Here is a 25,057-nt window from a genome sequence, read left to right as displayed (position 1 = left end):
GTGATTAGCATTAATAATGGTCATAGGCTTCGCGCGTGTTGATTTTGTTTGGCGATAAAATTAGATCACAAACGAAGCCTTTTTTATATCTATTTCAATTGGTTGGCGCTAAAGATCCTGTACATGATCCCACGCTACCGCCCCTGGATTACAGCTTCCAATATGCTCCATCGACCAGCGGGCGGGGCCCGGATGGTGCTGTAGGCGCCGAATGGCCAGCATATCCTCAAGCCTCATACGCAAACCAGTCAAAAGTTGACGCAACCGCAAGGAAGCGCTGGATTTTTGCGCCAGCTCAACAATTGAAGTGAAGGCGCCGGGTGGCCGGAGCGGGGGCAAGGAGGGGGTTGTCGAGAAGGAAGGGGCATTTTGTTGTCACGGGGAGGGGGGACTATAGTGCAGCGAGGCGAGGGTGCCTCGTTTGGCCCGCGTGAGTTGGGCTAACCACAATGGATAGAACGAAGGGAGTTGGTCATATGAAGCGGATCCTGATGGTATTGAGTCTGTGTGTGACGGTGTTGGGCATGGGAATGGGGGTAGCCCAGAGTGCGACCTCTGGCGCGCAGCAAGAGTGCGAGGCCCAGGCGGCGGTGAAGAAGCTGGCGGGCGCCGCCAAGACCAGCTTTGTGGGCAAGTGCGTCAAAGATGCCTCTGCCAGTGCCAAGGCAAGCCAGTGCGAGAAAGCGGCCGCCGACAAGAAGCTGGCCGGTGCGGCCAAGAACAGTTTCGTGCAAAAGTGCGTGAAGACGGACGGGGCAGCCGACAAGGCGACCCAGTGCGAGAAGGCTGCGGCGGACAAGAAGCTCGCCGGGGCGGCCAAGAACAGCTTTATCCAGAAGTGCGTGAAAACCGCCTGAGCCGGTGAGGCTCTGACACCAACGCTGGTTGAGGCAGTTGACGAGAAAGGGGCCCTGGGGCCCCTTTCTCTGTTGTGATGGGTGGTGGGGGCAGCCCTCGCCGCCAGTGTGCCCGGCCATAAGCTCCGGGCGGGGAGCTGACTTGATCCCTGCCTGGTCATCACTCTCCCAGGGTTGGCTGGGTATGTTCGGGGGCGCTGCTCAGCAGATCCTGCCCCTCGTCCTGGCTCAGCACCAGATAGCGCTCGTACTGGCGCAAGACGTCGGCACTCAGCTCGTCCCGGGTCAGGTACTGGATGTCGTAACCGGCACGGCCATCGGCAAAATAGGTGATGGGCTCGAAGATGCGGGCCTCGGGATCGTGGTTGTGGGCCGCCTCCAGGGGGTTGAAGGCGGGGGCGGGGCGGGCCTCGATGCGCACCCCGTAGCAGAAGTCCCGGCGACCTTGCTGGGGCACCAGCAGATGGCACTGATCCGGCCCATCCTCTTCGACCCGGCTGGTGATGCCCCGGGCAGCGAACTCCTGACTCAGGGCCGTCAGGGCGGGCAGGGCGACCTTGTCCACAAAGGCGCGGGCCTCCTGCTCGGTGGAGGGGCGCAGCAGGTGATCCATCCGGGTGCGCCACTGCTTGCCGTTCCAGAAGTCAGTGGCGGGGGAGAGGCGCCTGGCCGAGTGCTCCTTGTCCGCGACAAGGCCGCGGCAGAGTCCGAGGCAGAGCAGCACCATGATGAAGGCAAACGGCAGGGCGGCGATGAGGGTCATGGACTGGAGCGCCGCCAGCCCCCCTGTGCTCATCAGGGTACCCGCGGTGACCCCGAGCAGCAGAGCCCAGAACAGGCGCTGCCAGATCGGTGAGCCCTCCTTGCCCTGGGTAGCGATGTTGTCGATGACGAAGGCTCCCGAGTCGGCGGAGGTGACGAAGAAGACGCTGATGAGGATCACCGCGAGGGCCGAGGTGATGTCCGCTCCCGGCAAGAGGTCAAAGAAGTTGAACAGCAGGGTGTCGATGTTGCCGACCGAGTCGATGAGGCTTGTGCCCCCCTCATGCTGGCTGGCCCAGATGGCGGCGTTGCCGAACACCGTCATCCAGAGCAGATTGAAGGCGGTGGGCACGAACAGGACGCCGAGGATGAATTCGCGCAGGGTGCGTCCGCGGGAGATGCGGGCGATGAAGAGGCCGACGAAGGGGGACCAGGAGATCCACCAGGCCCAGTAGAGCAGGGTCCAGTTGCCGAACCAGCCCGCCTGGCGGGTCTCGCTGTAGGTGAAGGTGCGGAAGGTGAGCTGGCTCAAAGAGGAGACATAGTTGCCAATGTTCTCCGAGAGGGCTCCCAGCAGGTACTGGGTGGGGCCGGCTACCAGCACGAACAGCAGGAGCACGATGGCGAGAAAGAGGTTGAGCTCGGAGAGGCGCTTCACCCCCTTGTCGAGACCGGTGACAGCCGAGATGCCGGCGAGGGCAATGACGACCCCGATGAGGCCGAAGCGAAACAGCTCCCCCGAGGTGTCCATGCCGGTGAGGCGGGTGATCCCCGCCGAGAGCTGCATCACGCCATAGCCCAGGGTGGTGGCGATGCCGAAGATGGTGCCCACCAGGGCGAAGACGTCCACCGCGTGGCCGAGCGGCCCGTGGATCTTCTCCTTGAAGATGGGATAGAGGCCGGAGCGGATGGTCAGGGGCAGGTTGTAGCGAAAGCCGAAGTAGGCCAGCACCAGGCCGACGATGGCGTAGACGGCCCAGGCGTGAAAGCCCCAGTGGAAGAAGGTGGTGACCATGGCCTCGCGGGCGGCCACCTGGGTCAGGGGCGTCGCCTGGGGCGGGGAGACGAAGTGACTCATGGGCTCGCCCACCCCGAAATACATGAGCCCTATCCCCATGCCGGCGGCAAACAGCATGGCGAGCCAGGAGGTGAAGCTGAACTCCGGGCGGGCATCGTCCGGCCCAAGGCGAATGTTGCCAAAGTGGCTGAAGGCGATCACCAGCAGCAGGATCAGGAACATGCCGACCACCAGCACATAGAACCAGCTGAAGTGCTGGGCTATCCAGCTCTGGCCGCTGCCGAAGAAGCGGGCGGCGGCCTCCGGGGCCAGGGAGCAGATGGCCAGCAGCGCCAGGATGAAGAGCAGACCCGGGATGAAGATGGGCAGCGACAGGGTGCATCTGGGGGGACGGGGAGCATTCATGGGACACCTTTGGGTGGAAGGACTCAAGACACTATAGGCCCCTCGGGTGCAAAGCAGACAAGGGGTGGACGGCGAGTGACGGGGTCAACGGCCATGAGCACCATGGGGGAGGCACTCGTCGTCCTGTTTTTTTCATCGTATTTTATGCCTTTAAATCAGATGGTTACCGCTTTCTTGTTTGTTAATAGCGAGTTGGTGCCGTTTTTTGGGAAATCTTTTCCCCCCTCGTCCGGTTCTATTGAACGTAGCCGGATGAGATGCGCCGGAGACATCACTCTCGACAACAAGGAATAGAGACATGAACGTGAAAAAAAGTACTGCCATCGCCTCTGCCATGACGGGTCTGCTGGCCCTGGGTGCCCAGTTCATCGCCGCGCCGGCCATGGCTGCGGATGACAAGGAGAAGTGCTACGGCGTGGTCAAGGCGGGCAAGAACGATTGCGCCACCAAGGGCGGATCCTGCGCCGGCACCGCCAAGATGGATGCCCAGGGGGATGCCTTCGTGGTGGTGCCCAAGGGGCTGTGCGAGAAGCTCGCTGGCGGGTCCCTGCAACCCAAGTAAGCCGCATGCCATGGTGTGGCGCCCGCCACATCATGGCCCTATCTATTGAGAGCCCAGCCATGAACCCCTTGATCGGTATCGGTTTACGCACCCCGCACTACGACGAGATCCGCCACACCCTGCCCGGAGTGGGCTGGCTTGAGGTACACAGCGAAAACTACTTCGAGCGCCACAACCAGGGCTTCGAGGTGCTGGCGGAGCTTGCGAGGCACTACCCCGTGAGCCTTCACGGAGTCGGCATGTCGCTGGGCTCCGCCGATCCGCTCGATGCCGGGCACCTGCGCCGGCTGGCAGCCCTGGTGGCGGCCATCTCGCCGGTACGGGTGTCGGAGCACCTGAGCTGGGGCAGCATCGGCGGGCGCTATTTCAACGATCTGTTGCCCATGCCCTACACCCGGGCCGCTCTTTTGCACATGAGCGACAAGATAGATCGGGTGCAGCAGACACTGGGCAGACAACTGCTGGTCGAGAATCCCTCCTCCTACCTGCAACTGGCGGGGGAGATGGGGGAGGCCGAGTTTCTGGCCGAGCTGGCTGGGCGCAGCGGTTGCGGCGTCCTGCTCGATCTCAACAACCTCCATGTGAGCGCGGTCAATCACGGCCTGGAGGTGGACGACTATCTGGCGACTATCGACCTCGACATGGTCGGCGAAATTCACCTGGCCGGTTTTACCGAGAAGCACCTGCCCCAGGGGCCCCTCTATATCGACACCCACAGCACCCCCGTGGCCGAGCCCGTCTGGGTGCTCTACGAGCAGGTCTGCCAGCAGCGCGCCATCCCCACCCTGATTGAATGGGATCTGGCGATCCCCCCGCTGCCGGTACTGCTGGGAGAGGCGCAGCGTGCCAGCGAGATCCTGAGCGCGGCACAGCAAACATCCAGGGAGGCCGCCCATGTCTGAGCTTGTTTCCCCGCAAGGTACTTTTGCGAGCGGTCTGCTCGGGGAGGCCACTTATGTCTGAGCTTGTTTCCCCGCAAGGTACTTTTGTGAGCGGTCTGCTCGGGGAGGCCACTTATGTCTGAGCTTGTTTCCCCGCAAGGTACTTTTGTGAGCGGTCTGCTCGGGGAGGCCGCCCATGTCTGAGCTTGCTTCCCTGCAACGCGCTTTTGCGAGCGGTCTGCTCGGCCAGGATGATGCCATCCTCGGGCACATCCAGCCGGGACGCTTTGCCCCCGACGCCCTGTTGCAGATCTATCGCAACAACTTCATCCTCGGCCTCACCGAGGTGCTCGCCAGCAGCTACCCCGCGGTACGCGCCATGGTTGGCGAGACTTTCTTTGAGGCGGCGGCACGAGGGTTCGTGCTGGCGGCACCTCTGGAGGAGGGGAGCGTCATGGACTACGGGGAGGGCTTTGGCGACTGGCTGGCACGCTTGCCCACCACGGCCGCGTTGCCCTGGCTCGGGGATCTGGCCCGCTTCGAGTGGGGGCTGGAGCGGGTCTCGCTGCTTGCACCAGAGACGCGGCGCTGGCCTGCCGAGCGGCTTGCCGCCATGACCCCTGACCACTGGGAGCGGCTGGTGCTGCATCCTGCCTGCGATCTGCAACTCCTGGAGAGCCCCCATCCGGTGCTGGCGCTCTGGCAGATGGCCCTGCACGGCAGTGAGACGGTCAGGGAGCTGGATGCAGTCTGCTCCCTGGCACTGAAGAAACGCCCCGGACACCGGGTCGACCCCATTCCCCTGGATGCCGCCGCCTGGCGTCTGCTGCAAGGCTGCCTGCAGGGCAGGCCGCTGGCCAGCCTGCTGGCTCAGGATCCCGCCATGGCCGAACACCTGGCCCCTCTCATCACCCTCGACCTGCTGGTCGATCTGGAGCTTGCCCCATGACAACGCAAACCCTTGCCAGGCCCCTTGGCCCCCTTGTTGAACGCATCTTGCCCTGGTGCAGCGGTGGCCTGTTGCTGCTTGCCAGGCTCTGGGTCGCCACCATTTTTCTGCGATCCGGCTGGCTCAAGTTCACGGCCTGGGACAGCACCCTCTATCTGTTCGAGTTCGAATATCAGGTGCCCCTGCTGCCCTGGCAGTGGGCGGCCTATGCGGGCACGGCGACCGAGCTGTTGCTGCCCCTCTTCCTGCTGGCGGGCCTCTTCACCCGTCCGGTCGCCTTGCTGCTGTTTGGCTTCAACGCCATGGCGGTCATCTCCTACCCGGCCCTCTGGGCGGGAGGCTTTCACGATCACCAGTTGTGGGGCTGGATGCTGCTGACCCTGGCCGTGTGGGGGGCGGGCCCCCTGGGGCTCGACAGCTGGCGCCTTGCCCGTCGCTCGCCTCCGGCGTAAGGTGGCCGCACACGAGCCCTGCCTGACTGACGGGCGGGAAAGGAATGTAAAGGAGAAGAGATGAAGGTACGCGAGGCCCTGGCGGCCGATATTCCTGCCCTGACGACACTGCGCATGGCGCTCTTTTGCGAGGTGGGGGAACTTGCCCGGCCCGATGAGGATCCGGTCCTCAGGGAGGCGACGCAGGCCTACTTCATTCAGGCGCAGGAAGAGGGCAGCGCCCGTAGCTGGGTGGTGGAGGAGGAGGGCGAGGTGGTGGCGTGCGCCACCCTGGCACTCTTCGTGCGCCCGCCCTACCCGGGCAATCTGGCGGGGCGGGAAGGGTACCTGCTCAACATCTACACCCGGCCGGCCTGGCGCAGACGGGGAATGGCGAACGCCCTGCTGGTGGCCATGGTGGCGTATGCCCGCGAGCAGCAACTGGGCAAGCTGTGGCTCCATGCCAGCAGTGATGGGCGCGCTATCTACGAACGGTTCGGCTTTGCCGGCAATCCCGCCTGCCTCGAGTGCGTTCCCGCTCGTTAGCCGCCTTTTTCACCGCCGGGCTGATCCTCTTTGACCTGGGCTGCGTATTGGGAGCCCTTGGCGGCATCGCCGCTTTTCTATACACTGAGCGCCCCATTCGTTTCAGTCGTCCGACCACTTATGTCGGCGCTGGCGGTGCCGATACCCTCTGTGGGTGAGGCCGTGGTGCCCATGGGGATGGTCAACGAGGAAGAAGTGTCATGTTCAATCAGAAGCTCAAAGCGCAGTTGCAGGCATACCAGACCCGGCTCGACGAGGAGCAGGGCATCATAGAGGCGATCAAGGCGGGCGCCGCCACCGTCATCTTCAGCCCGGAGGGGATCATCCAGGAGGCGAGCACCCCTTTCCTGGCCCTGATGGGATATGGGGCCGCCGAACTGATTGGGCAGCCCCACAGCCAGCTCTGTCCGAGGGCCTGGGGGGAGTCCGGTGACTATCGCCAGTTCTGGCGGCGTCTCGCTCAGGGGGAGGTGCAGTCAGGCACCTTCGAGCGCGTGAACCGGCAGGGGGAGACGCGCTGGCTGGAGGCGACCTATTTCCCGGTGAAGCACCAGGGCCGGGTGACCCGGGTACTCAAGATTGCCAGCGACGTCACCGAACAGCACCAGCGGCTTGGGCGGCTCGAGGCGCTGACCGAGGCGCTGGACCGCTCCCGGGCCATGATCGAGTTCACCCCGAACGGCGACATCCTCCATGCCAATGCCAACTTCCTGAGCGTCATGGGCTACACCCTGGGGGAGATCGCGGGCAGGCACCACAGGATCTTCTGTGACGAAACCTTCCTGCGCGAACAGCCCCGTTTCTGGGAGGAGCTGGCCCGGGGCCAGTTCAAATCCGGCCTCTTCATGCGCCACAACAGCCGGGGGCAGGCCGTCTGGCTGGAGGCGACCTACAACCCCATCCGGGATGGCAGCGGCAAGGTGGTGCGGGTGGTGAAGTTCGCCAGCGACATCACCGCGCGCATCGAGCAGAACCACGCTACCCGGGAGGCGGCCCGCCTGGCCCACAGCACCGCCCAGGAGACCCTGCACAGCGCAGAGGAGGGAGCGGGCTTGCTGCGCGCCGTGGTGCAGACCTCTTCCCTCATCGCCTCCCAGGTGGATGAGGCCATCGCCCTCATCGGCCAGCTCAACGAGCAGTCCAGAAGCATCGAGGCCATCGTCTCGACCATCAGCGCCATCGCCGATCAGACCAATCTGCTGGCCCTGAACGCCGCCATCGAGGCGGCGCGGGCGGGGGAGCAGGGGCGCGGGTTTGCGGTGGTGGCGGACGAGGTGCGCCAGCTGGCCGCCCGCACGTCGCTCTCTACCGACGAGATCGCCCGGGTGGTGCAGAAGAACCGCGAGCTGACCGCCAGGGTGACCGACGACATGGCCGGGGTGGCGGGCAGCGCCGAACTCGGCAAGCAGCAGATCGCCGGCGTGGACAAGCTGATGAGCGAAATCCACCAGGAGGCGGACAGGGTCTCCCAGACGGTATCGGCCCTCTCCATCTGAGGGGCTGACCGCAAGACTGCCAACAGAGTGAGCGATCGGACGGCCAGGCTGAACCCTGGCTGTATGACGCCCCCCTTCGTCATTGTGCCGCCCGGCCCCCTTGTTTAGGCTGCCGCCTCCTTTTTATTGAGCAGGTAGACAACAATGGCAGTACGACAGAGAGGCAGGGCACTGGCCCTGCTGCTGGGAATGGGGGCGAGCCTGGGGCTCGGTGGTTGCATGGGTCAGATGGGCCTCTCTTCCATGGTGACCAAGGGCAACCTCAGCGTGGTGGACAACCGCTACGGCCGTGCCGGCGTCTTCGTGCTGCTCTCCCCCGTCTATGGCCTGGCGGCCACGGCGGATCTCTTCGTGTTCAACACCATCGAATTCTGGTCCGGCAAGAACCCCATCACCGGCAAGGCGCCCGCCCTGGTGGATCAGAAGAGCGATGCGATCATCAAGGTGAACCAGCACCTGGATCCTGCCCTCAACCAGGTGCCGCTGGCCCTGCTGCCCCAAGGGGTGCGCGAGGTACAGGTGAGCTACCCGGACGAGCGCACCGCCCAGATGGAGATCCACTACATCGATGGTCAGCGCAGCCTGATGCGGGGAGAGATGCGCGGGGAGCGACTGGATCTCTATCTGGACGACAGACTGGTCTCGACCCTGAGCCGCGAGCAGCGCGATGCGGCGGCAAGTCGGGGAGCGGTGCAGGTATAATTTGTCGCGCCCCTGATCCTTTACTCCCAACAAATGCTATACATGCCTGCGGGCAAGTACGCCCCGATGTAGAGGGAGTGGGCTATGACGGTAAACGGGTTGCGTTTGGCAGAGCTGATTGGTTCTCTCAGCCATGCCCTGGACATGACGGAAGGGCAGCCGAGAGGCCATTGCATCCGCTGTTGCTGGATAGGCTCTCGTCTGGGGGAGCAACTGGGACTGGATGCCCGGCAGCGCCACGACCTCTACTACACCCTGTTGCTCAAGGATCTGGGGTGCAGCAGCAATGCCGCCCGCATCTGCGAGCTCTATCTCACCGACGATCTTCACTTCAAGCGCGACTTCAAGCTGGTGGATGGCTCCCTCTCCGAGGTGGTCAACTTCGTGCTGGGCCACACCGGCTTGCAGGCGGATCTGCTGGGCCGTTTCCGCAGCCTGTTCCACATCTTTCGCAACGGGGATCAGATAGCCAACGAGCTGATCCTGACCCGCTGCCACCGGGGGGCGGACATCGCCCGCCAGTTGCGTTTCAGCGACGAGGTGGCCCAGGGGATCCTCTCCCTGGATGAGCACTGGAGCGGCAAAGGGCGGCCGCAACAACTGGCGGGAGAGGCCATCCCGCTCTTCTCCCGCATCGCCCTGCTCTGTCAGGTGGTGGACGTGTTTCACGCCGCCGCCGGACCGGACGCGGCGATGAGGGAGCTGCGCGAGCGCAGCGGCAACTGGTTTGATCCCGCCCTGGTCAGGGCCTTCGAGGCGCTGGCAGACGAGGCCTTCTGGCAGGGGCTGGCGGATCCCGCGTTGGCGGAGCGGGTCTTCGCCCACCCGGCGGGGCAGGGGGAGGTGGCGCTGGATGAGGATTATCTGGACGAGATAGCGGCGGCCTTCGGCCAGGTGGTGGACTCCAAGAGCCCCTATACCGCGGGGCACAGCGGCAGGGTGGCGCTCTATACCGACATCCTCGCCGCCCAGATGGGGATGTCCGAGGCGCGGCGACGCTGGCTCAAGCGGGGTGCCCTGCTCCACGATGTGGGCAAGCTCGGGGTGAGCAACGCCATCCTCGACAAGCCGGGCAAGCTTGACGAGCAGGAGTGGGCGGCGGTGCAGATGCATGCCGCCTACACCGAGGAGATCCTGAGCCGCATCGGCGCCTTCGAGGAGCTGGCCCTGGTGGCTGGCGCCCACCATGAGCGACTCGACGGCAAGGGCTACCCCAAGGGGCTCAAGGGGGAGGCGATCACCCTGGAGACGCGCATCATCACCACCGCCGACATCTTCGATGCCATCACCGCCAAGCGCCCCTATCGGGATGCCATCCCGGTACCGCGGGCCCTGGAGATGATGGCGGAAAACCTGGGCACGGCCATCGACCCCGACTGCTTTGCCGCCCTGAAGGCGGGGATAGAGGACTTCTCCCTCTACCTCACTCCGGAGCAGCCCCTGGCTCGTGCAAGCTAAGGCGCGAGCCCGAGACAAACAAGCCCCGCATCGGCGGGGCTTTTTTGTGGGCGGTTGCAGGCGGCGCGATCAGGGGCGGGCCGAGGGCTTGGCATAGGGTTGCAGCACCAGCCCCAGCAGGCGATGGAGGTGGGCGAGCTGCTCGATGAGATGGAGATTGAGCCAGAGGTAGCCGCCAAGGGTGGGGTCGTGTCCCTGGCCTGGCGCCTGGCTTGCGTCCCCATCGAGCCTGGCGGCGGCCTCTTGCAGGCGGCCGATGGCCTGGTCGGCCGCCGTGGTATCGCCGCTCTTGAGCATGAGGGCGAGTTCGGTGAGCACTGACTCCGTCGCCTGCTGGCAGGCGCGAAGCCCCGGGTGGCTCTGCATCAGGAAGTGGCTCTGGCGATCCCGCCAGTAGGTGTTGGCCAGCATCTCCAGGGTGCAGACGCTGTTGCGAAGGGTGGTCTGGGTCGCCTCGAACAGCGGGCTGCCAAGGCGGGTCTCCTTGACCGCCGGGGCCAGCAGGGGGCGCAGGCTGACTATTTTGGCGAGCAGGCGGGCATGGCTTCGGGTGAGCTTGGGGCGCTCCAGCACGTTGGGGGAGAGGTGGGTGTGGTAGAGCCGCCCGGCCTGCTGCAGGGTGTCGTGCATCTGCAGACGCCAGTGGGTATAGGCCCGCTGGGGGTAGATGCTGCAAAACAGCAGGGCTAGGACCGACCCCAGGATGACGTCGCCGCTGCGCCAGAGCGCGGTCTCGATGTCCCCGGGTACCCCGCCGACGATGACCCCCAGGGTGATGCCGATGAGCAGCCCCACATAGGGGCGCTTGCCGAGCGCCAGGTAGCCGCACAGGAACATGATGGCGCAGCACCAGGCCAGCATGAGAGGCAGGGAGTAGAGCTCCAGATAGAGGGCCACCACCCCGCAGGCGGCACCAAAGACGGTGCCCACCACCCGTTGCAGGGCGCGCGACAGCACGTTGCCCCAGAACGAGATGGGGCCCATCACCACCACCAGGGTGATGAGGGGCCAGGTGCTCTCCGGCAGCTTGAGCTCCCGGGTCAGCAGGAAGGTGAGGGTGAAGGCCAGGGCGATGCGCAGGCCGTGGACCAGGCGGTAGCGGCCATAGATGAGCAGATCGAAGCGGGAGAGCGGGGCATTGAGGCGCAAGGGCGTTCTCTTATCTCGGGTCAGGGTTGTGAGGATAGCAAGGGGGACGGCATTCGCCTTGACCTGCGTCGTTTCTCCGGTTCATACGGGCGCACCTGTCGGCAGGCGCACCATGACCCGCTCGCCGGGGGGAAGGGCCGCGCTACCCGGCGCCCGTTCGATGTGGCAGTTGGCACTGTCGTGGCCCCCATCCACCGGGCGCACCAGCAGGGTGCCCGCCTCGTCCTGACTGAGCAAGCCGGGCACAACGCCCTGCTCTGCCGATGGGGGCAGGGCCGCCAGCAGCCGGGCGCAGAGGCGAAGGGGCGGTGGGGCCTGACGGGGTTCGTGCGGGGGCAACCGGGCGCAGATGAAGTCGGCGATGGCCTCCAGATCCTCGAAGGGGAACCGGGGCAGGGTCGTGGCCTGGGGGGCGTCGCTCACGAGGGCGACGATGTCAGGATCATCGGGGAAGAGCAGGGGCCGGCCGATGGCGGCGCGATACAGCTCCACCTTGGGAAAGCGCCTGTGCTTGAACCCCTCGACCAACAGCAGATCCAGGGCGCTCGTATCGAAGCGGGCCAGCAGCGTCTCGAAGGGGGGCTCCCCCTCCGGGGTCTCCCGGATCAGAGCGTGGCGCCGGTCGGAGGCCGCCATCACCTGGGTGGCGCCCGCCTGGCGCAGGCGGTGGCTGTCCTTGCCGGGTTGGTCCATGTCAAAGGCGTGATGGGTGTGCTTGAGCACCCCGAGGCGCAGACCGCGCGCCACCAGGCGCGGGATGAGGCGCTCCAGCAGGGTGGTCTTGCCGGTGCCGCTCCAGGCGACGAAGCCGAGCAGGGGCAGGGGGCTCATGGCGCGCCCCCTTCCCGCAGCCTCGCCTCCCAGGCGGCGAGTTCGGCCGGGCTGTTGAGGTTGACGAAGGCGTCGGGCAGATCGGCAAAGGGCACCACCGCCATCCGGTGGCGGGCAAACCAGGCCCCGGTCTTGCGCTCCCCGTCCGCCAGCGCCTGTTGCAGGGAGGGGCGCAGGGTGCGATGCAGCAGGGCGACCACGGGCTGGAGGTGCTCCCCGTCGTGGGCCACCACCAGATCGGTGTCCGGGGTGATGGCGGCGCGAAAGCGGGTCATCAGATCAAGGGGCAGGGCGGGGCCGTCACAGGGAACGAACAGCACCCAGTCGTGACGGGCCGCCGTCAGCCCCGCCAGCATGCCGGCCAGCGGCCCCTGGAAGTCGGCCTGCGCGTCCCCGATGACGGGGGCAAGCTGCCGGTAGCGAGCCTGGCTGCGGTTGGCGTTGATCAGCACCTCGTCCACCTGGGGGCGCAGGCGGGTCAGCACGTGCTGGATCAGGGGAGTGCCCGCGAGGGGCACCCAGCCCTTGTCATCGCCCCCCATGCGGGTGGCGCGACCGCCCGCGAGGATGACGCCGCTGACGAGAAAAACGGGGGAAGAGGGAGGGGTCATGGTGCTCCGTTGCTCGCAAAGGGATGCCCACAGGGGCGTGTCGGGATCTTGCGCCAAGGCGGGCGCGTGAGCAACCTTCGGCTGCCCCGGCAAAGGCGCCTTTGGCCGCAGGGTTTGTCCAAGCTCACAAAACCGGATCGGCAAACGTCATATGATCCCCAGCATTCTGAGCCTTGCTCTCCTGCCTGATGGCAACTTCATGTAAATCAAAGAGAATGACTATGGCTACCGGACAATATCTGCTGTGGAAAGATGCACAGGGTCACGATTTTCGCCCCGTTGCGCTGACGGGCACCAATCTGCTCAACGATCGCAACCTCAACAAGGGCACCGCCTTCACCGAACAGGAGCGGGCCGATTTTGAGCTGGGCGGCCTCTTGCCGCCCCAGGTGCAGACTTTCGAAGCCCAGCTGGAGCGGGTTTATGAGGCCTTCCTGAGCGCCTGCAGCGACATCGAGAAGTACCAGAACCTGCGAGCCTTGCAGGATCGCAACGAAACCCTGTTCTACGCCCTCCTGTCCCGCCACGTGGAGGAGATGACTCCCTACATCTACACCCCGACCGTGGGCAAGGCGTGCCAGGAGTTCAGCCACCGCTTCCAGAAGCCGCGCGGCCTCTACATCACCCCGAAGAACGTCGAGGACATGGGCTCTCTCGCCCGCCACATGGATGCCAAGGCGGTGCGCATCATCGTCGTGACCGACAGCCAGGGGATCCTCGGCATCGGCGATCAGGGGGTGGGGGGTATGGGCATTCCCATCGGCAAGCTCGCCCTCTATACCCTGGGGGCGGGCATCCACCCCGCCTGCTGCCTGCCCATCGCGCTGGACGTGGGCACCGACAACCAGGCGCTGCTGGATGACCCCATGTACCTGGGGCAGCCCCACAGGCGCATTCGCGGCAAGGAGTACGACGACTTCATCGACAAGTTCGTGGCCGGGGTCAAGCGCCACTTCCCCAACGCCGTGCTGCAGTGGGAGGACTTCAGCAAGTCCAACGCCTTCAACAACCTGGCCCGCTACCAGCAGGCGCTGCCGTCGTTCAATGACGACATCCAGGGCACCGGGGCCGTGGTGCTGGCGGGTATCATTGGGGCTGTCAAATCCAAGGGGGAAACCCTGGGCCAGCAGCACTACCTGGTCTACGGGGCCGGGGCTGGCGGGGTCGGGGTGGCGGATCAGATCTGCGCGGGGATGATCCGCGAGGGGCTGGATCCGCAGGCGGCGCGGGATCGCATCTACATCCTGGATACCCAGGGGCTGGTGTGTGACAACCGCGAGGGGCTGGATGAGTACAAGCGCCGCTACGCCAAGCCGGGCCTCTTGCTGGCCCAGTGGGATCTGCAGGGCAAGGCGGGGCTGACCGAGGTGCTGCGCCACGTGCCCATCACAGTGCTGCTCGGCACCAGCGGCGCCGGTGGCGCCTTCCAGGAGGAGCACATCCAGCTGATGCTGACCCACTGCGATCGCCCCATGGTGTTCCCCCTCTCCAACCCCACCGCCAACTGCGAGGCCCTGCCGGAAGACATCTTCCGCTGGAGCCAGGGGCGCGCCATCGTCGCCACCGGCAGCCCGTTCAAGGACGTGCACCATGAGGGGCAGGATTATCGCATCGGTCAGGGCAACAACGTCTTCATCTTCCCCGGGGTGGGGCTGGCGGCCATCGTCAGCCAGATCCGCGAGATAAGCCCGGACATCTTCACCACCGCCGCCTTTGCGCTGGCGGAGTGCGTGAGCGAGGCGGATCTCGCCCGGGGCACCGTCTACCCGAGGATCAGCGAGCTGCGCAACATCTCGGTGCACGTGGCGACCGCGGTGCTCAAGGATATCGTGCGCCGGGATCCCTCCCATCCGCTCATCGGTCAGGATCTGCAAGAGCACATCCTGAGCCATATGTGGGAGCCGGTCTACCTGCCCTATCGCCGGGTCTGAGGTGCGACCTGCCCGCATGTGTCGCGGGCATGACGATGCCATAGAAAAAGAGAAGGTGGCCCAGGCCACCCTCTCTGTTTTCCGCCCTGCTGTGTGTGCGGGGCAGGACGCTGCCACCTATTGAGCGGGCGGGGGCACCAGGCGGTCATCGACGCTGCCGTCGCCCCGAAGCTTGTTGTCACTGGCATCGACGGCGTCCACACCGTTGTCGTCCACGCTGCCATCGCCTCGAAGCTTGTTGCCACTGGCATCGACGGCGTCCACGCCGTTGTCATCCACGCTGCCGTCCCCTCTAAGCTTGTTGCCATTGGCATCGACGGCATCCACACCGTTGTCATCCACGCTGCCATCGCCCCGAAGCTTGTTGCCATTGGCGTCGACGGCGTCCACACCGTTGTCGTCCACGCTGCCATCGCCTCGAAGCTTGTTGCCATTGGCGTCGACGGCGTCCACACCGTTGCCGTCCACCCGGCCACCGGCATGACGCTCCCCGCCTGCATGCTTGTCGCCACCGCCGTGGCGATCGCCGCCAGCGTGCTGGTCGCCACCGGCATGTTCGCCCTGACCACGGTCATCGCCGCCGTGGCCGCTGTCGTCCCCGCCATTGTTTCCGTTATGGCTACTATCGCCTCCATTTCCGCTATTGTTTCCACTGTGGCTACTATTGCCCCCACCGCTGCTGTTGCTGCCTCCGCCGCTGCTGTTGCTGCCTCCGCCGCCGCTGTTGCCGCCTCCGCTACCACTGTTGCCGCCGCCATCCCCCCCTTTGTTGTGCACGATCAGCCCATTGGCCACATAGCTGTGGCTGCCATCGAGGATCAGGTTGAACAGCGCCGTGGCGGGCGGGGCATCAACCCAGGAGAGGGAGGCCACCGGCAGTTCGACAGGGTGCGGCGCCAGCGCCAGGTTGCCCGCGCTGCCCCTCTCTGACCAACCCAGCAGGTGCATGCCGGTAAAGAGCGGCAGCACGGCGAGGGCCGGGTTTTCGGTGCGGGTCATGGCCGGTGCGATGGCCGCCCAGCCCCGGGTGGTGAGGAAGGGGTGCTCGGCGGTAAAGAAGGGGGGCAGATGATTGAGCCCGTAGAGCCTGCGCGCCCCCAGCGCCACCCGCTCGATGGCCTGGATTCGGTTGCTCTGCCCGTGCCTGTCCCGCACCCGATCGCCGACCCGCAGGGTCTCGATGGGGCGTTCGCAGCCATCGGCCATCAGGATGCGGGTACCGGCAATGAAACAGGATTTGGCATGGGCCTGGTTTACCTGCCACTGGTGGTGGTCGAAGTCATAGCTCAGCGGGGTGGCGAACAGGGCCAGGGCGATGGCCGAGCCCAGCAGCAGCCGGCGCTGGCTGGGTTTGAACGAGGGCAGTGACATGGGGAACTCCTTGTCGGTGTGGGGTCACGCCTTCGAGTATAGAGAGGGGGTTGGGGCGATATCTGCGTCGACCAGTTGAAAGCCTTGTCATGTCAACTCGCCGGAAAAACGATTGGCGTTGGCCATAAAAGTGCGTAAAATCGCATCCTCGATGCTTGTAGCAGCGAATCCCGCCTAAAAAGCCAGTTTCATGCCCTCCCCAAGCAGTGAAAGGCAACAAATGACGCCATTTGGTCCGTTGGCTGCCTTGAAAACGTCTTGTGATGACTGAAAAGTGTCAAATATCCCTGTCAGTTATCAAAAAATTAAGGATACCCATGTTTTCCTTGGTCAAGCAAAGCGTCGCCGGGCTGCAAATTCTGTTTGTCGCCTTCGGTGCCATGGTGCTGGTGCCCCTGCTCACCGGTCTGAACCCCTCCATGGCCCTGCTTGGCGCCGGTGTAGGCACCCTGCTGTTCCAGCTCTGCACCCGTCGTCAGGTGCCGATCTTCCTCGGCTCCAGCTTCGCCTTCATCGCCCCCATCATCTATGCCACCCAGACCTGGGGCCTGCCCTCCACCATGTTCGGTCTGTTTGCCGCGGGCTTCATGTATTTCATCCTGGCGGCCATCATCCGCGCTCGTGGCATGGGCTTCGTGCACAAGCTGCTGCCCCCCGTGGTCATCGGTCCCGTCATCATGGTGATCGGCCTGTCGGTGGCTCAGGTAGCCTGCAACATGGCCATGGGCCGTGCCGGCGGTGAGCAGGTTGTGCCTGCCACCACGGCGCTGACTTTGGCGGGGATCTCGCTGGCGGTCACCCTGATTGCCGCCGTGTTCTGCAAGGGCTGGATCAAGCTCATCCCCATCCTGTGCGGTGTCATCGCCGGTTATGTCTCTGCCGTGCTGATGGGCCAGGTGAGTTTCGACGGCATGGTCAACGCCCCCTGGCTGGCGCTGCCCCACTTCGAAACCCCGGAGATCAACTGGGCCGCGGCCCTCTTCATGCTGCCGGTGGCCATCGCCCCCTGCATCGAGCACATCGGCGGCGTGCTGGCCATCGGCGGGGGGACCGGCAAGGACTACACCAAGGATCCGGGCCTGCACCGCACCCTGGCCGGTGACGGCATCGGCGTCTGCTTCGCCGGTTTCATCGGTGGTCCCCCCGTCACCACCTATGCGGAAGTGACCGGTGCCGTGATGATCACCCGCAACTTCAACCCGGTCACCATGACCTGGGCGGCGGTGTTCGCCATCATTCTGGCCTTCTTCGGGAAGTTCAACGCCCTGCTCACCTCCATCCCCATGCCGGTGATGGGCGGCATCATGCTGCTGCTGTTCGGATCCATCGCCGCCATCGGTCTCAAGACCCTGGTGGAGTCCAAGGTGGATCTGGGGCTGTCCCGCAACATCGCCATCGTGGCGGTGACCCTGACCGTGGGTGTCGGTGCCCTGGAGATGAAGATCGGTGACTTCGCCCTGGCGGGTGTGGGGCTGGCCTCGGTGGCGGCCATCCTGCTGAACCTCATCCTGCCCCAGCACTCTGAAACGGGTGCCATGGAGAGCGCCAAGGATTAAGCGCCTGGCTTGCTGTACGTTGAGATGATGAAAAAGAGGCCACCTTCGGGTGGCCTCTCTTTTTTTGCCTGCCTACCACTGAACCCGGGCTCCCATGTGAAGCGGCTACACTCAGGGGCACCATTGACGGGAGAGGACGAAAGGATGAAGAGGGCATGGATCCTGGCCCTGCTGGGGCTGATGGGGAGCGGTGCGGCCGAGGCCGGTGCGGTGCGCTACGAGGTCGAAGGCAAGCCGTTCGAGGGCTATTACCTGGCGGGTGCCGACAAGCAGGCCCCTCTGGTGGTGCTGGTGCACGACTGGGACGGGCTCAACGGTTACGAGATCAAGCGGGCCGAGATGCTGGTGGCCCTGGGCTACAGTGTCTTTGCCGTAGATTTGTTCGGTGCCGGGGTCAGGCCGAGCACGGTGGAAGACAAGAAGCGCCTCACCGGGGCCCTCTATCAGGACAGGACCAGGATGCGCACCCTGCTGCAAGGGGGATTGGCGGAGGCGGGCAGGCAGGGGGGGCGGCTCGACAATGCGGTGGCCCTCGGTTACTGCTTCGGCGGCGCCGCCGTACTGGAGCTGGCCCGCAGCGGGGCGGATCTCAAGGGGGTGGTGAGCGTACACGGCGGGCTGGAGACCCCGGCCGGGCAGGACTACAAAGAGGTGAAGGGACAGTTGCTTGTCCAGCACGGCAGCGCCGACGAGGCGGTCTCTCTGGGTCAATTTGCGGCGCTGGTGGCCGAGCTGGAGAGCGCCGGGGTGAAGCACGAGGCGACCAGCTACAGCGGTGCCCCCCACGCGTTCAGCGTCTTTGGCTCGGACAACTACCGCGCCGATGCCGATGCCAAGTCCTGGCAGCGTTTCACCGGTTTCCTGAAGGAGGTGACCGGCTCCTGAGGGGGCCGGCTCACGCAGGCCATGGCAGTGCCATGGCTCTTTTTATGCCCGTTTTTCGCCATCTCAGGGGAGGGCGAGCACCCTCACCCACATGGCCCCCTTGCCCACCTCGCTCCGTGGGCTCGGGGTGAGCTGGCCGCTTTCGGGGTCGATGGCATGCAGTGCCACCTCATGGGATTGCTGCCCGGTCGCGATGAGCCAGTGGCCGCTGTGGTCGATGGCAAAGCCCCGGGGACAGGCCTCGGTCGGGAAGTGGCCGAGGGGGGTGAGGGCGCCATCTTGGGGGGAGACGCCGAACAGGGTGAGCAGGCTGCTGGCCCGTTCGCTGGTGTAGAGAAAACGTCCATCCGGGGTCAGGTGCAGGTCGGCGCCCCAGCGCTCCCCCTCATAGCCTGGGGGCAGCATGTCCAGGCTCTCGCGCGCCACTATCTGTCCGTCCGCCTCCCTGTGGTAGCGATTGAGGGTGGCATCGAGTTCGTTGAGGCAATAGAGATCGCCGTTGTCCGGGTGCAGGGCCAGATGGCGGGGCCCGGCGCCGGGGGCGGTGTGAATGTCCCCCAAGGGATGGGGAACCAGCTTCTCGTCCACCAGGGCATAGCGGCGCACCCTATCCTCCTTCAGGCAGGCCACCAGCAGCTCCTGCTCCCCGTTTTGCCCCGCAAGCCAGGTGACCGAGTGGGCCGCCATCAGGTGGTCGAGACGCTGGTGAGGGGGCTGCATCCGGCCCGCCTGATCCTGGCGGGAGACGGTGACGTGGTTGAAGGCGTAGGAGGCGGCAAAGAAGAGGCGGCCGCTGTCGTCCGTGCAGGTGTGGGAGGCGCTGCCGAGCAGCGGCGCCGAGGTCGGGGCCCCGAGCCGCCCATCGGCGGCGATGGGGAAACTCAGCACCCGAAAATCGGGGCGCACCCCCGCATGGAGCCAGCGCCGGTCGGGGCTGATGACCAGGGGCTGCACCTCGCCGCCGGTCTGCACTTCCTGCAGCGGGGCGAGGGTGCCTGCTTCGAGGCGAAACACATGGATCAACCCGCTCACCGGGTTGGCCACATAGACCACTTGTTGCATTGCATCTCCTTTGCGACGGCCATCCGTCGGGTCAAGGGAAAGGGGAGTCCCGGCGTCTCAGGCGGGGATACCCAGGCCTTGGCATTGACCCACTGGAACAGGGCACCCTTGAAAAAGCCGAACGGGCGGGTTCCGTTGCTGTCAGCCATCCCGTCCGTCGGGCGGGCGATGAGCCAGGCAAGATAGAGCAGATAGAGGGTGCCCGCGCACTTGATGAACATGTGGAGTTCGGGGAAGCGTGTAAAGAGCTGGCCAAAGCCCAGCCCCACCAGCAACAGCATCAGGGTGAAGCCGACGCAGATCCCCATGAGCAGGGGCAGGCTCTTGCGTATCCCGACGCTGGCGCCGGCGCTCATCACCATGATGTTGTTGGGGCCGGGGGTGACCGATGCCGAGATGGCAAAGAGCACCACGGCGTAGAGAGAGTCCATTGGGTTCCTCGTGCAGACAGTCCGTTGTCTTCCCTATATTGGGGGCGATCTGCGCTTTCCAAGGCGGGGGGCGGGCAGAAAAAAACAGGCCCCGTGACGGGGCCTGTGAAGCGGGCGGGATCAGACGGGCTGGTTCCCTGCCGGCGGCAGCGCCGGGCGGGATTCCACCTTCTGTTCGTCTCCCTGCATGTTCTTGATGTAGACGTCCATCTGGTTGAACGCGATCTCGATGCCATGCTCGCGGAACAGCACGTCGATGCGGCGGTTCAGCTCGTCGATGGCCGGGTTGCGATCCCCCAGCTCGCTCACGAAGAAGCGCAGCTCGTGATCCAGGGTGCTGGGCCCGAAGGTGAGGAAGTAGACGATGGGGGCCGGGTCTTTCAGCACCCGGCTGTTCTCCATGGCGGCCTGCATCAACAGCTTGCGGGTCAGATCCAGATCAGAGCCATAGGCCACCCCGACCCGGGCGATGACCCGGGTGACGGTGTCGGACAGGGACCAGTTGATGAGCCGCTCTATCATCAGCTGCTGGTTCGGGATGATCACCTCCTTGCGGTCGAAGTCGGTGAGGGTGGTGGAGCGGATCCTGATCTTGTTGACCGTGCCCGAGATGGTGCCGATGGTGACGGTGTCGCCGATCCGCACCGGGCGCTCGAACAGGATGATGATGCCGGAGATGAAGTTGGAGACGATCTGCTGCATGCCGAAACCGATACCGACCGAGAGACCGGCGGCCAGCCACTGCAGCTTCTCCCACTGGACCCCGAGCATGGCCAGCGCCGTCAGGCTGCCCACCCCGATCAGGGCGTAGTTGAGCATGGTGGTGAAGGCATAGGCCGTGCCTTGAGCAAGGCGCAGCTTGGAGAGCACCAGCACCTCCAGCAGGCCCGGCAGGTTGCGGGCCAGCGACAGAGCCGCACCAAACACGAAGAGGCCGGTCAGCACGTCGCTCAGGCTGATGGGATAGAGCACGGCGTTGGCCCCGGTCCCCTCGCTCTTGTGCCACAGCACCACGCTGTCGAGGTAGGTGAAGACCGCCACCAGATCAGACCAGAGCCAGTAGAAGGCGACGCCGAACACCAGCAGCAGCATGATGCGGGTCAGACGCAGGGACTGCTGGCTGACCTCTTCCAGATCCATGGGCTGCTCTTCGATGGCTTCGCCCCCTTCCGCATCCTCCTGGGTCTTGTGTTCCCGCTTGGCGACCGCGCGGCGATAGGCCAGACGACGGGCCGCCAGCTCAAGACCACGCAGGGCGGTGCGATAGACCAGACCCCAGATGATGATGAGGTAGAAGGACTCGATGAGCCTGCCGGTGAGTTTCAGAGCCGTGTAGTAGTAGCCAAGGGCTGCCAGCACCATCAGGGCCACCGGCGCCAGCGCCAGGGAGACGGCGGTCAGGGTCTGCAACATGCTCGCCTCGCCCTTGATGCGGGCGCGGGAGATGGGCAGCACCAGGTAGGCGGTCAGCCCCAGCAGCAGCATGGTCATGCCCTGGCCGATGACGTCGTTGCCAAGGGAGGAGGGTTCCACCACCGCCTTGGTCGACAGCATGATGAGGGGCAGCAGGGGCAGCCAGAGGTAGCGCATGCTGTTGCGCTTGGCCTGCAGCTCGTCCCGCGGCATGCGGAAGTGGGTCTCGCCGATGCCCCCCGGTCGCATCACCGACAGGTAGACGCTGAACACCAGGTAGCCGAGGGCCAGGTTCAGGGTGATCTGGAAGATGAGTTTCGGGCTCAGCAGACCGCAATAGGCGAGCAGCAGGCCGGCGGCCAGGATGAAGAGGGTGCCCGGCAGGCGTTGCAGCACGGTGAACAGCAGGGCACGGGGGGTGTGCCACTGGCTGTCCTGACGAAAACGTCCCAGATCCTTGACGATCTTCTTCTGGCGCTCGAGCAGGGTGCCGCGCTTCCACAGCAGCAGGCCCCCCACCAGCAGCAGGGGCAGTGCCAGCAGAGAGACTGCCAGCAGCATGTCGCCCCAACCGCTCCAGTCCGGTTTCAGCACCCAGTCGGAGGCCTGCTTGAAGGCCTGGGCCGGCCAGGTGATGAACCACTTGGCGTCGATGGGCTTGTTGCTGCTCACCCAGAAGATGTGCTGTTGCAGGGTGAACTCGATGGAGGCATAGACCCGGGTCAGCTGCTGCTGGGTCAGTTGTAGGCTGATGGCGTTGGTGAGCTGGGCATCCATCTGGCGGTTGAGCTGATCCAGCAGGCCGATGCGGGTGTCGATGAGCTTGGCAAGGCTGGCCCTGTCTTCGTCGCTCACCGTCTCGCCGCTGCTGGCGATGAGGTTGTCCAGATACTGGTTCTTCTGGAACAGCTGGTCACGCTGCTGGCTCAGTTCGAACTGGGCCAGGTGCAGGTCGGCGATCTGCTCCTCCAGGTTCTTCACCAGGGTGGAGGGGGCCGCTTCCAGTTGCTGGTAGAGCTGATAGAGGATGCGCGAGAGCAGCAGGTTGCCCTTGAGCATCTGCACCTGTTCGTTGAGGTTGCGCTCGGTCTGGGTGCCGCGCTCCAGCATGCTCTTCGCCTGCAGGTTCTTCTGGGCCAGGGTATTGAGGCTGTTGGTGGAGCTGATGAGTTGCTGGCTGAGCTGGTAGTTGAGCTCCTGCTCTTTTTGCACCAGGGGGTTGTCTTCGGCGGCCACCAGTTCGCCGGTCTCTTCGGCGGTCTTTTCGGTGTCCCCCAGGCGCTTGGCGCTGCTCTGCTCCTGCAATGCCTGCAGTTTCTGCTCTTCACTGGCGAGACGGGCACTCTGGTAGTCCCGTTGCTTGACCACCAGATCCTGCATGCTGGTGCGGTTGTCCAGCTCCTTTTGCAGGTTGGCCAGTTGCAGATCCAGCAGGGCCAGCTCGGCATTAAGCTTCATCTTCTCGGCGCTGCTCACCCCGTCCCCGGCGTTGAGGCGGGTGCGGATCTCCTGGCTGCGCTGATAGGCGCGGCTCATGCTGGCCTGGGCCCGCTCCGGCAGGGTCTGCAGGTTGGTGATCTGGCTGCCGATGGTGCCAAGGGCCTCCTGGGCCGCCTGCATGTTGGCCATGATCTCGGGTTGGCGGGCATCGAGCTCCGCCAGGCTCATGGTGGCGTATTCGCTCTTGAGCTGCTCCGGGCTCTTGCCCTGGGTCAGGGCGTCGAGCTTGGCGCCGATCTCCTTGAGCTCTGCCGGCAGGGTGCGCAGGCGTTCGCTCTGGGTTTTGGCCTTGCTCTTCTCCTTGTCGATGCTGTCGAGGAGGGAGAGGGTGTCAGTCAGGAACTTCTGGTCCGCCTGCTGGCTGGCCGTGGGGGTGTCCGATTTGCCGAGGGCGTCGAGCGCCCGCTGCACGGTGGCGCGCTGGGGCAGATCCTGCGCCAGGGTGCTCGGGGTCCAGAAGGTAATGAGTAAACAGAGCAGCGGCAGCAGGGTGGCCGAGGCTCTTTTGAAGCGTGTTGAGAGCATAAAGCGTCCGGGTGATTATGCGATGTTCGGGGGATTTTCCACCAGGGTAAAATCCGCGTGGATTCTAGCACCGGCGCAAGAGGGGCAGCAGGGGGAGAGATAAAAAAAAACGGCGCCCGCAGGCGCCGCTTTCATCGGTTCAGGACTGATTACAGTACGTGAACGGAGGCGGTGTTGGTGGTACCGCTCGGTACCAGGGCACCGGAGACCATGACAACCACATCACCCTTCACGCCCATGCCGATTTCCAGCGCGGCTTCTTTGCCGATGCGATAGAAGTCGTCGGTGGAGGCGATGGAGTCAACCACGTGAGCAACCACACCCTTGGTCAGCACCAGCTGGGCAGCGGTCTTCTTGTTGGTGGTGATGGCCAGGATCCAGGCTTTCGGGAAGTACTTGCGAATGGCCTTGGCAGACTTGCCGCCTTCGGTGGCGACCACGATCAGCGGGGCGTCCAGCTTCTCGGAGGTCTCTACCGCGCCTTTGCAGACCGCTTCGGTGATGCGCAGCTTGTTGCTGTCGTTGGCAGCAGACAGGTTGGACGGCATCACGGCATCGGTACGCTCGCAGATGGTGGCCATGATGGTCACGGCTTCCAGCGGGTACTTGCCCTTGGCGGACTCACCGGACAGCATGACGGCATCGGTACCGTCCAGGATGGCGTTGGCCACGTCGCCGGCTTCGGCGCGGGTCGGACGCGGGTTCTTGATCATGGAGTCCAGCATCTGGGTGGCGGTGATGACCACTTTGCGCGCTTTGTTGCACTTCTCGATGATCATCTTCTGGGCGAAGATCACTTCTTCCACCGGGATCTCGACACCCATGTCGCCACGGGCAACCATGATGCCGTCGGAGACAGCCAGGATCTCGTCGAAGTTGTCCAGGCCTTCCTGGTTTTCGATCTTGGAGATGATCTGGATGTTCTCGCCGCCGTGGGCTTTCAGGTGCTCACGGATTTCCAGCACGTCTTCTTTCTTGCGAATGAAGGAGGCGGCAACGAAGTCCACGCCTTGCTCGCAACCGAAGATGAGGTCGCGCTTGTCTTTCTCGGCCAGGGCCGGCAGCTTGATGGAGACGCCCGGCAGGTTGATGCCCTTGTTCTCGCCCAGGTCACCGTTGTTGAGCACTTTACAGATCACTTCGCGCTCGGTGATTTCGATGACGTCCAGGCCAATCAGGCCGTCGTCAACCAGGATGCGGTTGCCGACGCGCAGGTCGCTGGCAAAACCGGCATAGGTGACGGCGACTTTGTCTTTGTTGCCCACCACGGTCTGGTCGGTGGTGAAAGTGAAGGTCTGGCCGGCGACCAGGGAGACGTCGTTGCCGCCTTCGAGCTTGATGGTGCGGATTTCCGGACCCTTGGTGTCCAGCAGGATGGCTGCGTGCTTGCCGGTTTCGGCCATGACAGCGCGCAGGTTGCTGATGCGACCACCGTGTTCGGCGTAGTCGCCGTGGGAGAAGTTCAGGCGCATGACGTTCATGCCGGCATCCAGCATCTTGCCCAGCATTTCTTTGGATTCGGTCTTGGGACCGATGGTGCAGACGATTTTGGTCTTTTTCATGTCAGTCTTCATGGTTAAGGAATTTCCGCCGTGCAATATACACCAGTTTTTGGATACTTTTTATGATCCAGAAACAACGTTTTGAGCGAAAACAGCCTCAATTTGAAAGATAACGTTTTCGCTCACAGCTCATTTTAGGGGCTAAAATAATTGATTTTCCGCA

General features: G+C 64.5%; 20 protein-coding genes and 1 pseudogene. 12 read left to right on the top strand and 9 right to left on the bottom strand.

Annotated features, from left to right (window positions below):
- Positions 1–476: 476 nt before the first annotated feature.
- The gene (locus tag HKD46_RS16940; RefSeq protein ID WP_053288253.1) at positions 477–857 is read left to right on the top strand and encodes a hypothetical protein; all 381 of its coding nucleotides are present in this window, start codon (positions 477–479) and stop codon (positions 855–857) included.
- A 160-nt stretch (positions 858–1,017) separates the two neighbouring features.
- Here HKD46_RS16940 and HKD46_RS16935 read toward each other — a convergent pair whose 3' ends face one another.
- The gene (locus HKD46_RS16935) at positions 1,018–3,042 is read right to left on the bottom strand and encodes a BCCT family transporter (protein WP_171865702.1); all 2,025 of its coding nucleotides are present in this window, start codon (positions 3,040–3,042) and stop codon (positions 1,018–1,020) included.
- A 298-nt stretch (positions 3,043–3,340) separates the two neighbouring features.
- Here HKD46_RS16935 and HKD46_RS16930 point away from each other — a divergent pair, with 298 nt between their 5' ends.
- From HKD46_RS16930 to HKD46_RS16895, 8 genes are all read left to right on the top strand, one after another.
- Positions 3,341–3,604 carry a DUF2282 domain-containing protein gene (locus tag HKD46_RS16930; RefSeq protein ID WP_010673595.1) on the top strand — a complete coding sequence of 88 codons (264 nt, stop codon included), beginning with the start codon at positions 3,341–3,343 and terminating at the stop codon, positions 3,602–3,604.
- Between the two features lie 59 nt (positions 3,605–3,663).
- A complete protein-coding gene (locus HKD46_RS16925; RefSeq protein WP_171865701.1) occupies positions 3,664–4,506 on the top strand; it encodes a DUF692 domain-containing protein in 843 nt (280 codons plus the stop codon).
- Between the two features lie 175 nt (positions 4,507–4,681).
- The gene (locus HKD46_RS16920; RefSeq protein ID WP_171865700.1) at positions 4,682–5,434 is read left to right on the top strand and encodes a DNA-binding domain-containing protein; all 753 of its coding nucleotides are present in this window, start codon (positions 4,682–4,684) and stop codon (positions 5,432–5,434) included.
- On the top strand, positions 5,431–5,886 hold the full coding sequence (locus tag HKD46_RS16915; protein WP_045523951.1) for a DoxX family protein: 456 nt from the start codon (positions 5,431–5,433) through the stop codon (positions 5,884–5,886). The genes HKD46_RS16920 and HKD46_RS16915 overlap by 4 nt, the downstream gene beginning before the upstream one ends.
- A 60-nt stretch (positions 5,887–5,946) precedes the next feature.
- Positions 5,947–6,411: a GNAT family N-acetyltransferase gene (locus HKD46_RS16910; protein ID WP_042864187.1), complete on the top strand. Its 465-nt coding sequence runs from the start codon at positions 5,947–5,949 to the stop codon at positions 6,409–6,411.
- Positions 6,412–6,611: 200 nt separating this feature from the next.
- The gene (locus HKD46_RS21595; RefSeq protein WP_171865699.1) at positions 6,612–7,907 is read left to right on the top strand and encodes a PAS domain-containing methyl-accepting chemotaxis protein; all 1,296 of its coding nucleotides are present in this window, start codon (positions 6,612–6,614) and stop codon (positions 7,905–7,907) included.
- A gap of 144 nt (positions 7,908–8,051) precedes the next feature.
- Positions 8,052–8,609 (top strand): DUF3332 domain-containing protein, encoded by a 558-nt coding sequence (locus tag HKD46_RS16900; protein ID WP_103244502.1) that lies wholly within the window; start codon positions 8,052–8,054, stop codon positions 8,607–8,609.
- Positions 8,610–8,693: 84 nt separating this feature from the next.
- A complete protein-coding gene (locus HKD46_RS16895; RefSeq protein ID WP_103244503.1) occupies positions 8,694–10,067 on the top strand; it encodes an HD-GYP domain-containing protein in 1,374 nt (457 codons plus the stop codon).
- Positions 10,068–10,136: 69 nt separating this feature from the next.
- Here HKD46_RS16895 and HKD46_RS16890 read toward each other — a convergent pair whose 3' ends face one another.
- The 3 genes and pseudogenes from HKD46_RS16890 to mobA form a co-directional block, all read right to left on the bottom strand.
- Positions 10,137–11,216, bottom strand: a complete 1,080-nt coding sequence (locus HKD46_RS16890) for an FUSC family protein (protein ID WP_045523960.1) — start codon at positions 11,214–11,216, stop codon at positions 10,137–10,139.
- 315 nt (positions 11,217–11,531) lie between these two features.
- Positions 11,532–12,047: pseudogene (gene mobB / locus HKD46_RS21590) on the bottom strand (molybdopterin-guanine dinucleotide biosynthesis protein B); the annotation flags it as partial.
- Entirely contained in the window at positions 12,044–12,658 is a 615-nt protein-coding gene (mobA, locus tag HKD46_RS16880; protein ID WP_171865698.1) for a molybdenum cofactor guanylyltransferase MobA, read from the bottom strand. The gene mobA and the pseudogene mobB, both read right to left, overlap by 4 nt.
- A gap of 221 nt (positions 12,659–12,879) precedes the next feature.
- On the opposite strand from mobA, the gene HKD46_RS16875 reads away from it, so the two are divergent.
- Positions 12,880–14,589 (top strand): NAD-dependent malic enzyme, encoded by a 1,710-nt coding sequence (locus HKD46_RS16875; RefSeq protein ID WP_103244506.1) that lies wholly within the window; start codon positions 12,880–12,882, stop codon positions 14,587–14,589.
- A gap of 117 nt (positions 14,590–14,706) precedes the next feature.
- Here the strand turns inward: HKD46_RS16875 and HKD46_RS16870 are convergent, their stop codons facing one another.
- Positions 14,707–15,960 (bottom strand): Hint domain-containing protein, encoded by a 1,254-nt coding sequence (locus tag HKD46_RS16870; protein WP_233721011.1) that lies wholly within the window; start codon positions 15,958–15,960, stop codon positions 14,707–14,709.
- Positions 15,961–16,277: 317 nt separating this feature from the next.
- On the opposite strand from HKD46_RS16870, the gene HKD46_RS16865 reads away from it, so the two are divergent.
- Both HKD46_RS16865 and HKD46_RS16860 read left to right on the top strand, forming a co-directional pair.
- The gene (locus HKD46_RS16865) at positions 16,278–17,516 is read left to right on the top strand and encodes a uracil-xanthine permease family protein (protein WP_171865697.1); all 1,239 of its coding nucleotides are present in this window, start codon (positions 16,278–16,280) and stop codon (positions 17,514–17,516) included.
- Between the two features lie 144 nt (positions 17,517–17,660).
- Positions 17,661–18,401, top strand: coding sequence for a dienelactone hydrolase family protein (locus tag HKD46_RS16860; RefSeq protein WP_103244507.1), 741 nt, complete (start codon positions 17,661–17,663; stop codon positions 18,399–18,401).
- A 63-nt stretch (positions 18,402–18,464) separates the two neighbouring features.
- Here HKD46_RS16860 and HKD46_RS16855 read toward each other — a convergent pair whose 3' ends face one another.
- The 4 genes from HKD46_RS16855 to pykF form a co-directional block, all read right to left on the bottom strand.
- On the bottom strand, positions 18,465–19,463 hold the full coding sequence (locus HKD46_RS16855) for a beta-propeller fold lactonase family protein (protein ID WP_053288263.1): 999 nt from the start codon (positions 19,461–19,463) through the stop codon (positions 18,465–18,467).
- A complete protein-coding gene (locus HKD46_RS16850) occupies positions 19,430–19,894 on the bottom strand; it encodes a LysE family translocator (protein WP_161469544.1) in 465 nt (154 codons plus the stop codon). Before HKD46_RS16850 ends, HKD46_RS16855 begins: the two co-directional genes overlap by 34 nt.
- Positions 19,895–20,014: 120 nt before the next feature.
- Positions 20,015–23,332 carry a mechanosensitive channel MscK gene (gene mscK / locus HKD46_RS16845; protein ID WP_113978176.1) on the bottom strand — a complete coding sequence of 1,106 codons (3,318 nt, stop codon included), beginning with the start codon at positions 23,330–23,332 and terminating at the stop codon, positions 20,015–20,017.
- A gap of 149 nt (positions 23,333–23,481) precedes the next feature.
- Positions 23,482–24,894 (bottom strand): pyruvate kinase PykF, encoded by a 1,413-nt coding sequence (pykF, locus tag HKD46_RS16840; protein ID WP_010673615.1) that lies wholly within the window; start codon positions 24,892–24,894, stop codon positions 23,482–23,484.
- Positions 24,895–25,057: the final 163 nt, after the last annotated feature.

The organism is Aeromonas sp. TW 6 (assembly GCF_013168745.1).
GTDB classification, from domain to species: Bacteria; Pseudomonadota; Gammaproteobacteria; order Enterobacterales; family Aeromonadaceae; genus Aeromonas; species Aeromonas caviae.
The sequence above is the reverse complement of the archived record's forward strand: the minus strand, read 5'-3'. Positions and strand labels throughout refer to the sequence as shown.

Excerpts from the sequence above, each read along its gene's own strand:
- HKD46_RS16920 (WP_171865700.1), top strand. The coding sequence starts at position 4,682 with ATGTCTGAGCTTGCTTCCCTGCAACGCGCTTTTGCGAGCGGTCTGCTC.
- HKD46_RS16860 (WP_103244507.1), top strand. The coding sequence starts at position 17,661 with ATGAAGAGGGCATGGATCCTGGCCCTGCTGGGGCTGATGGGGAGCGGT.
- HKD46_RS16870 (WP_233721011.1), bottom strand. The coding sequence starts at position 15,960 with ATGTCACTGCCCTCGTTCAAACCCAGCCAGCGCCGGCTGCTGCTGGGC.
- HKD46_RS16925 (WP_171865701.1), top strand. The coding sequence starts at position 3,664 with ATGAACCCCTTGATCGGTATCGGTTTACGCACCCCGCACTACGACGAG.
- HKD46_RS16895 (WP_103244503.1), top strand. The coding sequence starts at position 8,694 with ATGACGGTAAACGGGTTGCGTTTGGCAGAGCTGATTGGTTCTCTCAGC.
- HKD46_RS16915 (WP_045523951.1), top strand. The coding sequence starts at position 5,431 with ATGACAACGCAAACCCTTGCCAGGCCCCTTGGCCCCCTTGTTGAACGC.
- pykF (WP_010673615.1), bottom strand. The coding sequence starts at position 24,894 with ATGAAAAAGACCAAAATCGTCTGCACCATCGGTCCCAAGACCGAATCC.
- mscK (WP_113978176.1), bottom strand. The coding sequence starts at position 23,332 with ATGCTCTCAACACGCTTCAAAAGAGCCTCGGCCACCCTGCTGCCGCTG.
- HKD46_RS16910 (WP_042864187.1), top strand. The coding sequence starts at position 5,947 with ATGAAGGTACGCGAGGCCCTGGCGGCCGATATTCCTGCCCTGACGACA.
- mobA (WP_171865698.1), bottom strand. The coding sequence starts at position 12,658 with ATGACCCCTCCCTCTTCCCCCGTTTTTCTCGTCAGCGGCGTCATCCTC.
- HKD46_RS16850 (WP_161469544.1), bottom strand. The coding sequence starts at position 19,894 with ATGGACTCTCTCTACGCCGTGGTGCTCTTTGCCATCTCGGCATCGGTC.
- HKD46_RS21595 (WP_171865699.1), top strand. The coding sequence starts at position 6,612 with ATGTTCAATCAGAAGCTCAAAGCGCAGTTGCAGGCATACCAGACCCGG.
- HKD46_RS16930 (WP_010673595.1), top strand. The coding sequence starts at position 3,341 with ATGAACGTGAAAAAAAGTACTGCCATCGCCTCTGCCATGACGGGTCTG.
- HKD46_RS16935 (WP_171865702.1), bottom strand. The coding sequence starts at position 3,042 with ATGAATGCTCCCCGTCCCCCCAGATGCACCCTGTCGCTGCCCATCTTC.
- HKD46_RS16855 (WP_053288263.1), bottom strand. The coding sequence starts at position 19,463 with ATGCAACAAGTGGTCTATGTGGCCAACCCGGTGAGCGGGTTGATCCAT.
- HKD46_RS16900 (WP_103244502.1), top strand. The coding sequence starts at position 8,052 with ATGGCAGTACGACAGAGAGGCAGGGCACTGGCCCTGCTGCTGGGAATG.
- HKD46_RS16875 (WP_103244506.1), top strand. The coding sequence starts at position 12,880 with ATGGCTACCGGACAATATCTGCTGTGGAAAGATGCACAGGGTCACGAT.
- HKD46_RS16865 (WP_171865697.1), top strand. The coding sequence starts at position 16,278 with ATGTTTTCCTTGGTCAAGCAAAGCGTCGCCGGGCTGCAAATTCTGTTT.
- HKD46_RS16940 (WP_053288253.1), top strand. The coding sequence starts at position 477 with ATGAAGCGGATCCTGATGGTATTGAGTCTGTGTGTGACGGTGTTGGGC.